Here is a 14,751-nt window from a genome sequence, read left to right on the forward strand (position 1 = left end):
CTCTGGCGGTATACCTACCGGCGGGTATGGTCGCTTTCCATGTGTAAGCGCACCAACCCCCGCGGCAGCCGCACCGGGCGCCCCCGCTCCACCGAGGCCGACACGGCCATCCTGGAGGCGACCCGCGCGGCCCTGGTCGAACTGGGCTGGTCCAAGCTCACGATGGGGGACGTGGCCGGCCGCGCCGGGGTCGCGAAGACGACCCTCTACCGCCGCTGGGCCAACAAGAACGAGCTCGTCGTGGACGCCGTCGCCGTCCTCTTCGACGAACTCGAACTGCCCGACCTCGGTTCCCTCCAGGCCGACATCGAGCACGTGGTGCTGCAGTTCGCGGCCCTCCTCGAACGGCCCGAGACGAAGACGGCCCTCATGGCCGTGGTGGCCGAGTCGACCCGGGACGAGCCACTCCGCGAGCGCATACGCGCCTCCATCGTCGACCGCCAGAAGCGGCTGGTCCTGGCGGGCCGCGAGCGGGCCCAGCAGCGCGGCGAACTCCCGGCGGGCCGCGACCCGATGACCGTGGACGCCACCGACGACCTGATCTTCGACGTCATCGCGGGCGCGGTCGTGCACCGCGCCCTGGTCAGCGCCGAACCGGTGGACGCCCCCTGGGTGGCCCGCCTCTCCGCGCTCCTGGTGGGCGGCCTGGGCGCGGCGGCGACCATCGGCTGAACGGGCGGGACCCGGCGGGAGATCAGAACCCAGGGGGCTCCGTGTAGACCCCCCACTCCTCGCGCAGGGCGTCGCAGATCTCGCCGAGCGTGGCCTCGGCACGGACGGCCTCCAGCATCGGGGGGATCATGTTCGACCCGTCCCGGGCCGCCGCGAGCATCGCGTCGAGCGAGGCGCGGACCCGGGCGTCGTCACGCCGCCCCCTGCGCTCGCCGAGGACCCTGACCTGCTCCCACTCGACCTCGTGGCTGACCCGCAGGATCTCCAGGTCGCCGGTGACCGAGCCGTGGTGGACGTTGACGCCGACGACCCGCTTCTCGCCCTTCTCCAGGGACCGCTGGTACCGGAAGGCGGAGTCGGCGATCTCGCCGGTGAACCAGCCGTCCTCGATGCCGCGCAGGATGCCGGAGGTGATCGGGCCGATCGGGTGCCTGCCGTCCGGGTGGGCGCGCAGACCGCGCTCCTTGATCTGCTCGAAGATCTTCTCGGCGTCGGCCTCGATCCGGTCGGTGAGCTGCTCGACGTACCAGGAACCGCCCAGCGGGTCGGCGACGTTGGCGACGCCGGTCTCCTCCATCAGCACCTGCTGGGTGCGCAGCGCGATCTCGGCGGCCTGCTCGCTGGGGAGCGCGAGGGTCTCGTCGAGGGCGTTGGTGTGGAGGGAGTTGGTGCCGCCGAGGACGGCGGAGAGCGCCTCGACCGCGGTCCGCACGACGTTGTTGTACGGCTGCTGGGCGGTGAGGGAGACCCCGGCGGTCTGGGTGTGGAAGCGGAGCCACTGCGCCTTGTCGGTCCTGGCGCCGTAGACCTCCTTCATCCAGCGGGCCCAGATCCGGCGGGCGGCGCGGAACTTGGCGATCTCCTCGAAGAAGTCGAGGTGCGCGTCGAAGAAGAAGGAGAGGCCGGGGGCGAAGACGTCGACGTCGAGGCCGCGGGAGAGGCCGAGCTCGACGTAGCCGAAGCCGTCGGCGAGGGTGTACGCCAGCTCCTGCGCGGCCGTCGCCCCGGCCTCGCGGATGTGGTAGCCGGAGACCGAGAGCGGCTTGTACGCGGGGATGCGCGCCGCGCAGTGCTCCATCAGGTCGCCGATCAGGCGCAGATGGGGCTCGGGCTGGAAGAGCCACTCCTTCTGGGCGATGTACTCCTTGAAGATGTCGGTCTGCAGCGTGCCGTTGAGGACGGCCGGGTCGACGCCCTGGCGTTCGGCGGCGACCAGGTACATGCAGAAGACCGGGACGGCGGGCCCGGAGATCGTCATGGACGTCGTGACGTCCCCGAGCGGGATGTCCTTGAAGAGGGCCTCCATGTCGGCGGCGGAGTCGACGGCGACACCGCAGTGGCCGACCTCGCCGAGGGAGCGGGGGTCGTCGGAGTCGCGGCCCATGAGGGTCGGCATGTCGAAGGCGACGGAGAGGCCGCCGCCGCCCGCGGCCAGGATCATCTTGTACCGCTCGTTGGTCTGCTCGGCGTTGCCGAAGCCGGCGAACTGGCGGATGGTCCAGGTCCGGCCCCGGTAACCGGTCGGGTGCAGACCGCGGGTGAAGGGGTACTCGCCGGGCCAGCCGATGCGCTCGAACCCCTCGTAGGTGTCGCCGGGCCGGGGTCCGTAGACCGGCTCGACGGCGTCGCCGGAGAGCGTCGTGAAGTCCGCGTCACGCTTGCGGGCCTTGTCGTAGCGGGCCTGCCAGCGGCGGCGGCCCTCCTCGATGGCGTCAGCGTCCATGCCTCGAATTTACTAGGACGTCCTAGTAAATGTCGACGGCACGCCCCCGCACGTGTGTACGGGGGGTGGGGGTCAGGCCTTGACCGGCTGCGCCTGCGCGCCGCTGACCAGCGGAAGCGTCTCGGCGACGACCTTGCGCTCGACGAAGAAGGCGGCGGTCGGGATGGTGCCGGAGACCAGCACCCACAGCAGCTTGCCGAACGGCCACTTCGCCTTGGAGCCCAGGTCGAAGGCGAAGATCAGGTAGATGATGTAGAGGACACCGTGGAGCTGGGAGACCGCGAAGGTCAGGTCCTCGCCGACGCCGAAGCCGTACTTGGCGACCATGCACGCACAGAGGATCAGGAGCATGACCGCGGTGACGTAGGCCATGACGCGGTAGCGGGTCAGCACGCTGGATTTCATGCCGTCGAGCGTAACGGCACGTTCCGGGCGATCTTCGCGGGGGTCGGAGTGCGGTCGGCCCTCCGGTCAGCCCTCGTCGAAGTCGTGCGCCGCGACCCGCAGCGGGCGCAGCATCGCGAAGATCTCCGCGCACTCCTCGGCGTCGTACGCGCCGAGGCCGAACTCCATCTCCATCAGGTCGCGGGTCGCGGCCTCGACCACCTCGCGGCCCTTCTCCGTGATGGAGGCGAGGGTGCCGCGGCCGTCGTTGGGGTTGGGCCGCTTGGCGACGAGCCCCGACTTCACCAGCCGGTCCACCGTGTTCGTCACCGAGGTCGGGTGGACCATCAGCCGCTCGCCGATCTTGGACATCGGCAGCTCGCCCGCCTTGGAGAAGGTGAGCAGGACCAGGGCCTCGTACCGCGCGAAGGTCAGCCCGTACGGCTTGACGACCGCGTCGACCTCCGCGAGGAGGATCTGGTGGGCGCGCATGATCGAGGTGATCGCGGCCATCGAGGGGACCGGGCCCCAGCGCTTCTGCCAGAGTTCGTCGGCTCGGGCGATGGGGTCGAAGGGGAGACTGAGCGGCTTCGGCACGCGTCGACCTTACCGACTGGTCACATGCCGGTCAGCCCCGTCTCGCCCTTCGGTCGCCCGCAGCTCGACGGCGGCGGCGAGGAGACAGACCGTGCCGAGGACGCCCGTGCCCGCGACGACCGTGTGCACGGGGGCGAACTCGGCCGCGATCCCGGCCCCGGCCATGCCGACGCCCTGCACGGTCATCATGCCCGCGGTCATCAGGGTCATGGCCCTCCCCCGCTGCTCCTCGGGGACGGCGGCGACGAACCAGGCGTCGAGACCGAGGGTGTACGCGCCGGTGGCGCCGGCCAGGAACAGGGCGACGGCCGCGAGGACGACGCCCGGCTCGGGGGCGTACAGCAGGTACGGCAGGACGCCGGTGACGGCGAGCGGCAGCACGATCCGGGAGCGGGTCCCGGCGGAGAGGAACGATCCGGCGAAGAGCTCGCCCGCGATGGTGCCGACGGGCAGCGCGCACATGAGGAGGCCGAGGGCGGCGGTGGAGACGCCGATCTCGTCGGCGTAGGGGGCGGCGAGCGCCTCGGGGACGACGGCGAAGAGCGGCGGCACCCAGAACATCAGCATCAGGGCGCGCACGCGCCGGTTCCGCAGCACCGCCCAGGTGCCGGCGAGCCCGCCCGTGGACGCGGCCGCCCGGGCGGGGCGGCGGGCGGTGCCGAGGCGCAGGAGCAGCGCGGAGACGAGGAACGTGGCGGCGGTGACGACGAGGGCGCCGCGCGGCGGGACGAGGGTGAGGAGGACGCCGCCGGCGGCGAAGCCGGCGAGCAGCGCGCTCTGCGACACGATCCGCAGCAGCGAGCGCCCGAGCACGAACAGCTCGCCCTCGCCGAGGATGTCGGCGAGGGTCGCCATGCGGGTGCCGTTGAAGACGGGCGAGACGACGGCGATGGCGCAGCGCAGCACGAGCAGGACGGCGACGGGGGTGGCGGGCACGACCATGAGCGCGACGCAGCCGGCGCAGACGAGGTCGCAGACGACGAGGATCCGCCGGGGCGGAAGCCGGTCGGTGAGCCCGGCGAGGAGGGTCCCGCCGAGGAGGTAGGGCAGGAACCCGAGCGCGAAGGTGAGCGAGGAAAGCAGCGGCGACCGCGTCAGGTCGTAGACGAGCACGGTGAGCGCGAGCTCACTGACGACGACCCCGAGCAACGAGAACAGATGCGCCACGAACACGAACCGGAACTCGGGGACGGCGAAGACGGCGAGGTATCCGGGGCCGCCGGCCGGAACCTCGGGCCCGACGGCCGGGGCCGGGACGGGCACGGCAGCGCCGGGGTCGACGGCCCGCACGGGCGCAAACCCGGCCGCAGGACCGACGGCCCGGGCCGGGACGGGCGCGGTACCGGGCCCGGCGGTCCCGGCAGGGACAGCGCCGGGGGCGACAGCCCGCGCGGGCTCGACCGCAGGACCGACGGCTCGGCCGGGCCCGGCGGCGCCCGGCGCGGTGGTCCTCGCGGAGGCCGGTGTGGCCTCGGGGGGCGGTGTCCCGGGCGTGTGGGTGGGCCCCGGGGGGAGGTGGGCGGGGGTGGTCGTGGGCGCCGGGAGGGGCGTCCGGGGGGTGTTCTCGGGCATGGGCGCAGCGTGCCCGGGGCCGGGGCGCGGACCTAGACTTTCGGCTCCAGGCGAATGTTCAGCCGCACCCCGGAGGGCCCCGTGCCGTACCACCTGCGTTTCGGCGAGGCCGACCCCTTGCGGATCCGGTTCGCGATCTCGCCGCTGTGGGAGACGCACTCCGCGGTGCGGGTGCTCGCGCGGCCCGCGAAGCAGGGCTACCACCTGCCGTGGATGCGGCGGATCGCGGGCGCCGCGCGGGAGCTCGACCTCGGGCCGCTGCACCTGCTGATGCCGCTGCGCGGGCACAGCCCGGACTTCCTGTACCCCCCGCCGCTGGGCCCCGCCGCCGCCTTCGAGGACGAGATCGCGGCCGTACGGGGGACGGATCCGGCGCTGGCCCTGGACGACTTCGAGCGGGCGCTCGCGGAGACGCCGGGGGCGGCGGACACGGCGGAGGGGCGGCGGCTGCTCGCCGATCCCGCCGGGGCGGTGGGCCGGCTCGCCGATCTGCTCCGGGCCGCCTGGGAGGCCCTGCTCGCGCCCGAGTGGCCCCGGCTGCGCGCGCTTCTGGAGGCGGACGTGGCGTACCACTCGCGGCGGCTCGCGGAGGGCGGCCTCGAACGGCTGCTGAGCGAGCTGCACCCGGCCTTCGACTGGGCCGCGGAGACGGCCACGCTGCGGGTGGCCTATCCGGGGGAGCACGACCGGCCGCTGGACGGGCAGGGGCTCGTGCTGATGCCGTCGGTGTTCACCTGGCCGGACGTGGTGAGCGGTTTCGATCCGCCGTGGCAGCCGACGGTGGTCTATCCGGCGCGCGGCATCGGCGGGCTGTGGTCGGAGCCCCGGGACCGCACCCCGGAGGCGCTCGCCCGGTTGCTCGGCCCGGTGCGGGCGGACGTCCTGTGCGCCCTGGCCGAGCCGATGGGCACCACGGCGCTCGCCCATCTCCTGGGTCGGGCTCCCTCGTCCGTCTCGTCGCACCTGGCGGTGCTGCGGGACGCGGGGCTGCTGACCTCGCGGCGGTACGGCCACCAGGTGCTGTACGAGCGGACCCCGCTGGGCATGGCGCTGTCGCAGCCGGAGGCGGACTGACCGTCGCCGGCGGCCCTACCTGTTGCGGCCGCCCTGACGTCGCAGCGTGTACGTGACGGCCTTGCGCGCCACCGGGTTCAGCTCCTCGAGCGCGGCCATCAGGGCGCCGAGCTGTTCGAGCGCGGCGAGGGCGGTCTCCGCGCCCGCCGGGTCGACCCCTTCGTAGAGTTCGAGGCCGACGAAGGAGGCGGCGACCGCGCGGGCGAGCCCGGCGGGGTCGGTGAACTCGGCGAGCGGGGTCCCGGCGAGGACCCGGACGAGGACCTGCTCGATCTCGGCGATCCACAGGTCGAGTCCGGCGGCGGTGGCGGGGGCGAGCCGGGGGTGGGTCTGGGCGCCGGCGAGCAGCTGTCCGAGGACGGCGACATGGCCCGCGTCCCGCTCCTCGGCGTGCATCTCGCGTCCGAAGGCGAGCAGCTCGGAGAGGCTGCCGACGGAGCGGAGCCGCTCCCGGTGGCGGGCCACCCGCTGCTCGGCGCCGCGCCGGCAGGCGGCGGCGAGCAGTTCGTCGACGGAGCCGAAGTGGTAGAAGACCAAGGCCTGGTTGACCCCGGCGGTGGTCGCGATCGCCCGCGCGGAGGCCTTGGCGATGCCCTGCTCGACGAGGGTGCGCAGGGCGCCGTCGAGCAGTTTCTCCCGGGTCTCCTGGCTCCTGGCGTCCTGCGCCTTCACGCCCGTCGCGGTCCGTCCGCTCACACCCGTACCTCCTCGCGCACCGGGCGCAGCCCCGCGCGCACCCCGATGGAGCGTACGTCGGCGTAGGCGGCGGTGAAGGAGCCGTGGTAGCCGAAGAGGGGGCCGAAGTGGCGGTTGACGACCCGGACGTCGATGCGGAAGCGGCCGGTGCGCTCGTCGAAGGACTCGCGCACCTCGGCCCGGCCGGCCAGGAGCTCCGGGACGCGCACGTCCACGGGGCCCTCGCGGAAGCGGTGTTCGCCGGAGGTGATGAGGAGCGAGCCGTCGGGTTCGGCGGTGGGGTGCAGGTCGCTGGCGAGGTGCTGGTGGGTGCCGAGGTAGTCGAGGACGCAGTCGCGCTCGGGGCTGTGGACCATGGTGGCGTCGAAGCGCCGGGGGCCGCCGGGCAGGGCGAAGGTGCGGACGAAGGTGACGGTCTCCCGTCCGTACGAGTCGGCGTAGGGCACGTTCTCGATGGTGAAGGGGACGTCGCGGCCGGTGCGGGGCAGCAGGATGTTCCGCAGCGTGCCGAGGGCGAGGAAGGGCTTCACGAAGGCCCGGCCGTGCCAGACGCGGTCCATGACGCCGCGTCCGACGCACAGCTCGCCGCTCGCGAGCCCGACCGAGAAGCGCCGCTGGAGTTCGGGGTGCAGCCGCTCGAACGCGGCGTCGCCCATGGCGGTGCGGAAGATCGAGGTCACGGCTGCTCCAGGGTGGCGAGGAGCCGGGGCTCCCGGTGGCGGGCGGGCGGGGTGCGCAGACAGCGGCGGGCCGCGGGGGTGCGCGGGGAGGGCGGTACGAGGACGGCGGCGGCGAGTCCGAGGACAGCGAGCGGGACGGCGACGAGCGGGTCGGGCCCGAGCGGCAGGACGGCGGCGAGCGCGGGCGCGCCGACGAGCAGGACGCGGACGGCGAGTTCGAGGAGCCAGCGGTCGCGGGAGCGTTCGGGGGTGATGCCCCGCTCGCACCAGAGCCGCAGCCGGTCGAAGGACCAGGCGGTGGCCCAGCCCATGAGGGGCCGGAAGAGGAGCCGGTCGGCGATCCGGCCGGGGCGGCCCCAGCGGGGCCGGTAGTCGTAGCCGGTGAGGAAGCGGACGCCGTCGGGCGTGGGGACGTAGCGCCAGTAGCCGCTGCCCTCGGCGAGGAGCGAGAGCGGGTGCGGGGAGGCGAAGCGGAGTGCGGAGACCCGGTCGCCGCCGGCCCGGTGGCGCTCCCCCGCGGAGACACCGGTGCCGGCGACGACCAGGAAGGGCAGGAGGCGCGTCGCGTAGCGGAAGCGCTGGGGCTCGCCCTCGGCGCGCGGGAGGTACGAGATCTCCGTGAACCGCAGGTCCCACCGCTGGTGCCGCTCGGGTTCCTGCGTGCGTTCCCAGAGCGTCTCCAGGTCCGCGCGCACCCGCGTCTCGATGTAGAGACCCATGCCGTTCCCCCAGCTCGTCCGGCGTTTTGAGCAACCGCTCAAAACTGCCCGCGAGTGAAGGTAGCCGATTTTGAGCACTCGCTCAACCGGCGGAAGCGAAGAAGCCCCCGGCCCTGATTCCAGGACCGGGGGCTTCCAGGGTTCGTGCGGCGCGTCAGGCGCCGAGGTGGCGCTCCACCGTCTCGACCTTCGCGGTCAGGCCGTCCGTCACGCCCGGCCGGATGTCGACCTTCATCACCACCGAGACGCGCGGCGCACGGGCCTCGACGGCGGCGACGGCGCGCTTCACGACGTCCATCACCTCGTCCCAGCTCTCGCCCTCGACGGAGGTGAACATGGCGTCGGTCCGGTTCGGGAGTCCGGATTCACGGACCACTCGGACCGCGTCGGCGACGTACTCGCCGACCTCCTCCCCCACGCCCAGCGGGGTGACCGAGAACGCGACGATCATGCGTTGACCACGCCTTCGCGACGCGCGCGGGAGGCGATGACCGCCTCCGACTCGTACCGCTTAAGGACCTTGTCGCCGTACAGGCCGCCGAAGGGCAGCAGCGAGAGCAGGAAGAAGAAGGCCACCCGCTTGAAGGGCCACTTCGTCTTGCTCCACACGTCGAGGAGCAGCACCGCGTAGAGCACGAAGAGGACTCCGTGGATGATGCCCAGCGGCAGCATCAGGAAGTCGATGTCCGAGATCCGGCTCAGCAGCGAGCCGAAGATCAGGAGCGCGGGAAACGACAGGGCCTCCGGCACGGAGATGAGGCGCAGCCGGTGCAGGGCGGTGGCGGTCTTGATGTCCACGGGGGTCACCTTCGGGTATTCGCGGGCGATCTTGTGAATCGGCGCACAAGCGTCGGTCCATTGTGCACGCCGACTTTGCTGTCTCTTTAGCCGGGGGCCCAGTACCTTCCTGGGGTGGCAACGTTCCGACTCCAAGGCAGCAAAGTGCTCGCCGTCTCCATGACCGGCGACGCCGTCAAGGCGAAGAACGGCTCGATGGTCGCCTACGACGGTCAGATGGCGTTCAAGAAGATGAGCGGTGGCGGTGAGGGCCTGCGCGGCATGGTGACCCGCCGGCTCACGGGTGAGCAGATGGAGGTGATGGAGGTACGCGGTCAGGGGACCTGCTGGTTCGCCGACCGGGCCTCCGAGATCAACCTCGTCTCCCTGCACGGCGACAAGCTGTGGGTGGAGGCGAGCAATCTGCTCTGCACCGACGCGGGGCTGCGCACCGGCACCACCTTCACGGGCCTGCGCGGCGGCGCCACCGGGAACGGTCTCTTCACCACGACCGTCGAGGGCACCGGCCAGGCCGCGATCATGTCGGACGGCCCGGCGGTGGTGCTGCGGGTGACCCCGCAGTACCCGCTCCAGGTGGACCCCGGCGCGTACATCGCCCACCAGGGCAACCTCCAGCAGCACTTCCAGTCCGGGGTGACCTTCCGCACCCTGATGGGCGAGGGCGGCGGCGAGGCCTTCCAGATCCGCTTCGAGGGCGACGGCCTCGTGTACGTGCAGCCGAGCGAGCGGAACACGATCGGGGGGGACGTGTGAGCGTCGCACGCGCGGCCACCGGGCCGCAGACGACGACGATGCCCGCACCTCTGCGCCGCGCGGGCGGAGAAGCGAACGAGGAGGACTGATGCCGTTCCGCGAGATCAACTCGAAGATGGTCGAGGCGACCGTCGTCCCCGGGCAGCGGATGTTCAGTCAGCGCGGCGCGATGCTCGCGTACCGCGGCGACGTCACTTTCACGCCGAACATGGCGGGCGGCCAGGGCGGCCTGATGTCGATGATCGGCCGCCGGGTGGCCGGCGAGGCGACCCCGCTGATGACCGTCGAGGGCAACGGCACGGTGATGTTCGGGCACGGCGGCCACCACATCCACGTGATCGCGCTGGCGGGCGACACCCTGTACGTCGAGGCCGACCGGCTCCTCGCCTTCGACGGGACCCTGGAGCAGGGCACGATGTTCATGGGCTCGCAGGGCGGGGTCATGGGCATGGTCCGCGGCCAGGTGACCGGCCAGGGCCTCTTCACCACGACCCTGAAGGGCCACGGCTCGGTGGCGGTCATGGCGCACGGCGGCGTCATCGAGCTGCCGATCTCCCCGGCCCGCCCGGTCCACGTGGACCCGCAGGCGTACGTGGCGCACCGCGGCGACGTGCGGAACAAGCTCTCCACGGCGCTGGGCTGGCGCGACATGGTGGGGCGCGGCTCCGGCGAGGCGTTCCAGCTGGAGCTGAGCGGCAACGGCGTGGTGTACGTCCAGGCCTCGGAGGAGAAGCTGTGAGCACCCCGGTGATCCACGACCCGACGACCCTTCCGTCGGACGACAACGTCAATCCGTACACCTTCTGCGTGGAGCTCAAGGGGAGCCAGTGGTTCCTGCAGAAGGGGAAGATGATCGCCTACTACGGGCGGATCGAGTTCAACGGCATCGGGCACGGCCGGCTCGACCGGCTGGTGCGGACGTCCTTCCACTCGCCGCTGCACGCGAGCGACTGGGTGGTGGCCGAGGGCAGCGGGAAGATGTTGCTCGCGGACCGGGCCTTCGACGTGAACTCGTACGACCTGGACGACGGCAATCTGACGATCCGCTCCGGGAACCTGCTGGCCTACCAGCCGACGCTGGCGCTGAAGCAGTCGATCGTGCCGGGCTTCGTGACGCTGATCGGCACGGGCAAGTTCGTGGCCGCGTCGAACGGCCCGGTGGTCTTCATGGAGCCGCCGATGCGGGTGGACCCGCAGGCGCTCGTCGGTTGGGCGGACTGCCCGTCGCCCTGCCACCATTACGACCACGGCTACATGACGGGCGTGATGGGCGGCGTCCGCGCGCTGACGGGCATCGGCGGGAGCTCGGGCGAGGAGCACCAGTTCGAGTTCGTCGGCGCGGGCACGGTGCTGCTCCAGTCGACGGAGCTGCTGATGCCGGAGCGGGCGATCGGCGCGCCGCCGGCGCAGGCGGGCGTTCCGGGCGGGCACGGGGCGCCTGGTTCCGGCCAGGGGCCGCTGGGTTCGGTACCGCGCCTTCCCGGCCAGCTCGGTGACCTCCAGCGTCGCTTCGGCCTGTAGCCGGTAGTCTGCGGAGTGTGACGCCCTCGAACGTCTGCGCCGCGCCGGGCCAGGGGCGCCCGGCCCGCCCGGCGTGTGGTGCGCGGCGTCACACTCCCAGACTTCGTCAAGTATTCAACTTCTTAGGTAGAATCCATACATGGAGACCGAGACGGCCACCCCCTGGCTCACCGACGGCGAGCAGTGCGCCTGGCGCACGTTCCTGGACGTCCAGAGAATGCTGACGTACCAGCTGGAGCGGGACCTCCAGCCCTTCGGCCTGACGATGAACGACTACGAGATCCTGGTGAACCTCTCGGAGTCGGCGGAACGGCGGCTGCGCATGAGCGACCTCGCCGCCGCCACCCTCCAGTCGAAGAGCCGGCTCTCCCACCAGATCACCCGCATGGAGAACGCCGGCCTCGTACGCCGCGAGAACTGCGAGTCCGACCGCCGCGGGCTCTACGCCGTCCTGACCGACGACGGCATGGAGACCATGCGCAAGGTCGCCCCGCACCACGTCGAGTCGGTGCGCAAGCACTTCATCGACCAGCTCAGCGGCGAGGCCCTCGGCGACCTCCACGAGTCCCTGAAGCCGATCGCCGAGCAGCTCCGCGGCCGCCGCGGCAAGCCGTGACCTGACATATGTGCCCGTACGGAAAGGGCCTCCCCGGTCGACCGGGGAGGCCCTTTCCGTACGCCTGGGAGCTCAGTTTCCGGTCAGGCTCGCGACCAGCTCGTCGGCGGCCGCGTACGGGTCCAGGCCGCCCGCCACGATCCGCTCGGCCAGGGCGTCCAGGCGCCGGTCGCCGTGCAGGTCGCCGATCCGCTCGCGCAGGGCCGTGACCGCGATGGTCTCCACCTCGCGCGCGGCACGGGCCCGGCGGCGCTCCGCCAGGACCCCGCGCTCCTCCATCCAGGCGCGGTGCTTCTCCAGGGCCTCCACGACCTCGTCGACGCCCTCGCCGCGCGACGCGACCGTCTTCACGATCGGCGGCCGCCAGTCGCCCGCCGCCCGCGCCTCGCCGAGCCCCAGCATGTGGTTGAGCTCGCGGGCGGTGGCGTCCGCGCCGTCCCGGTCGGCCTTGTTCACCACGTACACGTCGCCGATCTCCAGGATGCCCGCCTTCGCGGCCTGGATCCCGTCGCCCATGCCCGGCGCGAGCAGGACCACCGAGGTGTCGGCCTGGGAGGCGATCTCCACCTCCGACTGGCCGACGCCGACGGTCTCCACGAGGATCACCTCGCAGCCGGCCGCGTCCAGGACGCGGATGGCCTGCGGGGCGGACCAGGCGAGGCCGCCCAGGTGGCCGCGGGTCGCCATGGAGCGGATGTAGACGCCCGGGTCGGAGGCGTGCTCCGACATCCGGACCCGGTCACCGAGGAGCGCTCCCCCGCTGAAGGGCGAGGACGGGTCGACGGCGAGCACGCCGACCCGCCTGCCGGCCCGGCGGTACGCGGAGACCAGCGCGGACGTCGACGTGGACTTGCCCACGCCCGGCGAGCCGGTCAGGCCCACCACGTACGCACCGCCGGTGAGCGGCGCGAGCGCCGCCATCACCTCGCGCAGCTGCGGGGAAGCCCCCTCCACGAGGGAGATCAGCCGGGCCACGGCCCGCGGCCGGCCCTCCCGTGCCTGGGCGACGAGTTCGGGGACGTCCACCATCTGCGCTGCTCCTCGATCGGATGCTGCCTACTTGCCCGGATGCCGCTTACTTGCCGGACACGCGGACGATCAGCGCGTCGCCCTGCCCGCCGCCGCCGCAGAGGGCCGCCGCACCGATGCCGCCGCCGCGCCGCTTGAGCTCCAGGGCGAGGTGCAGCACGACGCGGGCGCCGGACATGCCGATGGGGTGGCCGAGGGCGATCGCGCCACCGTTGACGTTCACCTTCTCGGGGGTAACGCCGAGGTCCTTCATTGACTGGACGGCGACCGCGGCGAAGGCCTCGTTGATCTCGATCAGGTCGAGGTCCTCGACGGTCAGGCCCTCCTTCTTCAGGGCGTGCAGGATCGCGTTGGACGGCTGCGACTGGAGCGAGTTGTCCGGGCCGGCCACGTTGCCGTGGGCGCCGATCTCGGCGATCCACTCCAGGCCCAGCTCCTCGGCCTTGGCCTTGCTCATCACGACGACCGCGGCGGCGCCGTCGGAGATCTGCGAGGAGGTGCCGGCGGTGATGGTGCCGTCCTTGGCGAAGGCCGGACGGAGCTTGCCGAGGGACTCGACGGTGGTCTCCGCGCGGATGCCCTCGTCCTGGGAGAAGACGACCGGCTCGCCCTTGCGCTGCGGGATCTCGACCGGGGTGATCTCGGCCTCGAAGATGCCGTTCTTCTGGGCGGCGGCGGCGCGCTGGTGCGAGAGGGCGGCGATCTCGTCCTGCTCGGGGCGCTGGATGCCCAGGCGGGTGTTGTGCTTCTCCGTGGACTCGCCCATGGCGATGCCCTCGAAGGAGTCGGTGAGACCGTCGTACGCCATGGCGTCGAGCATCTCGATGGCGCCGTACTTGAAGCCCTCGCGGGACTTCGGCAGCAGGTGCGGGGCGTTGGTCATGGACTCCTGGCCACCGGCGACGACGACGTCGAACTCGCCGGCGCGGATCAGCTGGTCGGCGAGCGCGATGGCGTCCAGACCCGACAGACACACCTTGTTGATGGTGAGCGCGGGGACGTTCATCGGGATGCCGGCCTTGACGGCGGCCTGACGGGCGGGGATCTGGCCGGCGCCCGCCTGGAGCACCTGGCCCATGATCACGTACTGCACCTGGTCGCCGCCGATGCCGGCCCGGTCGAGGGCCGCCTTGATGGCGAAGCCGCCGAGGTCGGCGCCCGAGAAGGACTTGAGCGAGCCGAGCAGGCGACCCATGGGCGTGCGGGCGCCCGCGACGATCACTGAGGTGGTACCGGTCGTTCCAGACATGAGGCACGGCCCCTTGGGATGAGGAGTGAACGAGGGTTTACCGCCAATGTACTGAGCGGTGCGGCGCCCGGTCACCGGCCTGCCGGTGTGACGGCGCGCACGTTGCGTAACCACCCCGGCGGGGGTGCACTGGAGCCATGCTGACGCGTATCGACCACATCGGAATCGCCTGCTTCGACCTGGACAAGACCGTCGAGTTCTACCGTGCCACGTACGGCTTCGAGGTCTTCCACTCCGAGGTCAACGAGGAGCAGGGCGTCCGCGAGGCCATGCTCAAGATCAACGCCACCGACGACGGCGGGGCCTCCTACCTCCAGCTCCTGGAGCCCACCCGGGAGGACTCCGCGGTGGGCAAGTGGCTCGCCAAGAACGGCGAGGGCGTGCACCACATCGCCTTCGGCACGGCCGACGTCGACGGGGACGCCGAGGCCATCCGCTCCAAGGGCGTCCGGGTCCTCTACGACGAGCCGCGGATCGGCTCCATGGGCTCCCGGATCACCTTCCTCCACCCCAAGGACTGCCACGGCGTACTCACGGAACTGGTCACCTCGGCGAAGCCGTCCGCTGACCACTCCTCAGCGGAGCACTGACCACCGGATTCCTGGCCCGGTAGAGTGGGCGGCTCCGGGCCGGGGCCGGTCGGGGCCGCTCCGTGCGGCATCGAAGTC

Annotated in this window: 18 protein-coding genes; 7 read left to right on the forward strand and 11 right to left on the reverse strand. The window is 72.2% G+C overall.

What is annotated here, in order from left to right:
- Window positions 1-39: 39 nt before the first annotated feature.
- Window positions 40-672, forward strand: coding sequence for a TetR/AcrR family transcriptional regulator (locus BLW86_RS12000; RefSeq protein WP_093874037.1), 633 nt, complete (start codon window positions 40-42; stop codon window positions 670-672).
- A gap of 22 nt (window positions 673-694) precedes the next feature.
- On the opposite strand, the gene BLW86_RS12005 is transcribed toward BLW86_RS12000, so the two are convergent.
- The 4 genes from BLW86_RS12005 to BLW86_RS12020 all read right to left on the reverse strand — a co-directional run bounded on the left by BLW86_RS12005 (window position 695) and on the right by BLW86_RS12020 (window position 4,666).
- Window positions 695-2,395, reverse strand: coding sequence for a coenzyme B12-dependent isobutyryl-CoA mutase large subunit (locus tag BLW86_RS12005; protein ID WP_093874038.1), 1,701 nt, complete (start codon window positions 2,393-2,395; stop codon window positions 695-697).
- A 72-nt stretch (window positions 2,396-2,467) separates the two neighbouring features.
- Window positions 2,468-2,800 (reverse strand): DUF3817 domain-containing protein, encoded by a 333-nt coding sequence (locus BLW86_RS12010; protein WP_093874039.1) that lies wholly within the window; start codon window positions 2,798-2,800, stop codon window positions 2,468-2,470.
- Window positions 2,801-2,866: 66 nt separating this feature from the next.
- Window positions 2,867-3,376, reverse strand: a complete 510-nt coding sequence (locus tag BLW86_RS12015; RefSeq protein WP_093874040.1) for a MarR family winged helix-turn-helix transcriptional regulator — start codon at window positions 3,374-3,376, stop codon at window positions 2,867-2,869.
- A gap of 9 nt (window positions 3,377-3,385) precedes the next feature.
- Entirely contained in the window at window positions 3,386-4,666 is a 1,281-nt protein-coding gene (locus BLW86_RS12020) for an MFS transporter (RefSeq protein ID WP_371129471.1), read from the reverse strand.
- A gap of 363 nt (window positions 4,667-5,029) precedes the next feature.
- Here BLW86_RS12020 and BLW86_RS12025 point away from each other — a divergent pair, with 363 nt between their 5' ends.
- Window positions 5,030-6,022, forward strand: coding sequence for an ArsR/SmtB family transcription factor (locus tag BLW86_RS12025; RefSeq protein WP_093878618.1), 993 nt, complete (start codon window positions 5,030-5,032; stop codon window positions 6,020-6,022).
- 15 nt (window positions 6,023-6,037) lie between these two features.
- Here BLW86_RS12025 and BLW86_RS12030 read toward each other — a convergent pair whose 3' ends face one another.
- From BLW86_RS12030 to BLW86_RS12050, 5 genes are all read right to left on the reverse strand, one after another.
- A complete protein-coding gene (locus BLW86_RS12030; protein WP_371129472.1) occupies window positions 6,038-6,718 on the reverse strand; it encodes a TetR/AcrR family transcriptional regulator in 681 nt (226 codons plus the stop codon).
- Window positions 6,715-7,398 (reverse strand): DUF4166 domain-containing protein, encoded by a 684-nt coding sequence (locus BLW86_RS12035; protein WP_093874041.1) that lies wholly within the window; start codon window positions 7,396-7,398, stop codon window positions 6,715-6,717. The genes BLW86_RS12030 and BLW86_RS12035 overlap by 4 nt, the downstream gene beginning before the upstream one ends.
- Complete coding sequence (locus tag BLW86_RS12040) at window positions 7,395-8,117, reverse strand: hypothetical protein (RefSeq protein WP_093874042.1); 723 nt, start codon at window positions 8,115-8,117, stop codon at window positions 7,395-7,397. Before BLW86_RS12040 ends, BLW86_RS12035 begins: the two co-directional genes overlap by 4 nt.
- Window positions 8,118-8,271: 154 nt before the next feature.
- Entirely contained in the window at window positions 8,272-8,568 is a 297-nt protein-coding gene (locus BLW86_RS12045) for an MTH1187 family thiamine-binding protein (protein ID WP_093874043.1), read from the reverse strand.
- Window positions 8,565-8,915, reverse strand: a complete 351-nt coding sequence (locus BLW86_RS12050) for a DUF3817 domain-containing protein (protein ID WP_093874044.1) — start codon at window positions 8,913-8,915, stop codon at window positions 8,565-8,567. Before BLW86_RS12050 ends, BLW86_RS12045 begins: the two co-directional genes overlap by 4 nt.
- 114 nt (window positions 8,916-9,029) lie before the next feature.
- On the opposite strand from BLW86_RS12050, the gene BLW86_RS12055 reads away from it, so the two are divergent.
- From BLW86_RS12055 to BLW86_RS12070, 4 genes are all read left to right on the forward strand, one after another.
- Entirely contained in the window at window positions 9,030-9,668 is a 639-nt protein-coding gene (locus tag BLW86_RS12055) for an AIM24 family protein (RefSeq protein ID WP_041662875.1), read from the forward strand.
- Window positions 9,669-9,756: 88 nt separating this feature from the next.
- Window positions 9,757-10,407: an AIM24 family protein gene (locus BLW86_RS12060; protein ID WP_093874045.1), complete on the forward strand. Its 651-nt coding sequence runs from the start codon at window positions 9,757-9,759 to the stop codon at window positions 10,405-10,407.
- Entirely contained in the window at window positions 10,404-11,189 is a 786-nt protein-coding gene (locus BLW86_RS12065) for an AIM24 family protein (protein ID WP_093874046.1), read from the forward strand. The genes BLW86_RS12060 and BLW86_RS12065 overlap by 4 nt, the downstream gene beginning before the upstream one ends.
- 139 nt (window positions 11,190-11,328) lie before the next feature.
- Window positions 11,329-11,805: a MarR family winged helix-turn-helix transcriptional regulator gene (locus BLW86_RS12070; protein WP_030693295.1), complete on the forward strand. Its 477-nt coding sequence runs from the start codon at window positions 11,329-11,331 to the stop codon at window positions 11,803-11,805.
- 72 nt (window positions 11,806-11,877) lie between these two features.
- On the opposite strand, the gene meaB is transcribed toward BLW86_RS12070, so the two are convergent.
- Together meaB and BLW86_RS12080 are read right to left on the reverse strand one after the other, a co-directional pair.
- Window positions 11,878-12,834 carry a methylmalonyl Co-A mutase-associated GTPase MeaB gene (gene meaB / locus BLW86_RS12075; RefSeq protein ID WP_093874047.1) on the reverse strand — a complete coding sequence of 319 codons (957 nt, stop codon included), beginning with the start codon at window positions 12,832-12,834 and terminating at the stop codon, window positions 11,878-11,880.
- 46 nt (window positions 12,835-12,880) lie between these two features.
- Complete coding sequence (locus BLW86_RS12080; protein WP_093874048.1) at window positions 12,881-14,083, reverse strand: acetyl-CoA C-acetyltransferase; 1,203 nt, start codon at window positions 14,081-14,083, stop codon at window positions 12,881-12,883.
- A 137-nt stretch (window positions 14,084-14,220) separates the two neighbouring features.
- Between BLW86_RS12080 and mce the strand changes: the two genes are divergently transcribed.
- Window positions 14,221-14,673 (forward strand): methylmalonyl-CoA epimerase, encoded by a 453-nt coding sequence (mce, locus tag BLW86_RS12085; protein ID WP_093874049.1) that lies wholly within the window; start codon window positions 14,221-14,223, stop codon window positions 14,671-14,673.
- Window positions 14,674-14,751: the final 78 nt, after the last annotated feature.

This window comes from Streptomyces sp. TLI_105, from assembly GCF_900105415.1.
Classification (GTDB): domain Bacteria; phylum Actinomycetota; class Actinomycetes; order Streptomycetales; family Streptomycetaceae; genus Streptomyces.

Bases quoted from the DNA above. Each gene is read 5' to 3' on its own strand.
- BLW86_RS12000 (WP_093874037.1), top strand. From the start codon at position 40: ATGTGTAAGCGCACCAACCCCCGCGGCAGCCGCACCGGGCGCCCCCGC.
- BLW86_RS12040 (WP_093874042.1), bottom strand. From the start codon at position 8,117: ATGGGTCTCTACATCGAGACGCGGGTGCGCGCGGACCTGGAGACGCTC.
- BLW86_RS12070 (WP_030693295.1), top strand. From the start codon at position 11,329: ATGGAGACCGAGACGGCCACCCCCTGGCTCACCGACGGCGAGCAGTGC.
- meaB (WP_093874047.1), bottom strand. From the start codon at position 12,834: ATGGTGGACGTCCCCGAACTCGTCGCCCAGGCACGGGAGGGCCGGCCG.
- BLW86_RS12010 (WP_093874039.1), bottom strand. From the start codon at position 2,800: ATGAAATCCAGCGTGCTGACCCGCTACCGCGTCATGGCCTACGTCACC.
- BLW86_RS12045 (WP_093874043.1), bottom strand. From the start codon at position 8,568: ATGATCGTCGCGTTCTCGGTCACCCCGCTGGGCGTGGGGGAGGAGGTC.
- mce (WP_093874049.1), top strand. From the start codon at position 14,221: ATGCTGACGCGTATCGACCACATCGGAATCGCCTGCTTCGACCTGGAC.
- BLW86_RS12060 (WP_093874045.1), top strand. From the start codon at position 9,757: ATGCCGTTCCGCGAGATCAACTCGAAGATGGTCGAGGCGACCGTCGTC.
- BLW86_RS12005 (WP_093874038.1), bottom strand. From the start codon at position 2,395: ATGGACGCTGACGCCATCGAGGAGGGCCGCCGCCGCTGGCAGGCCCGC.
- BLW86_RS12080 (WP_093874048.1), bottom strand. From the start codon at position 14,083: ATGTCTGGAACGACCGGTACCACCTCAGTGATCGTCGCGGGCGCCCGC.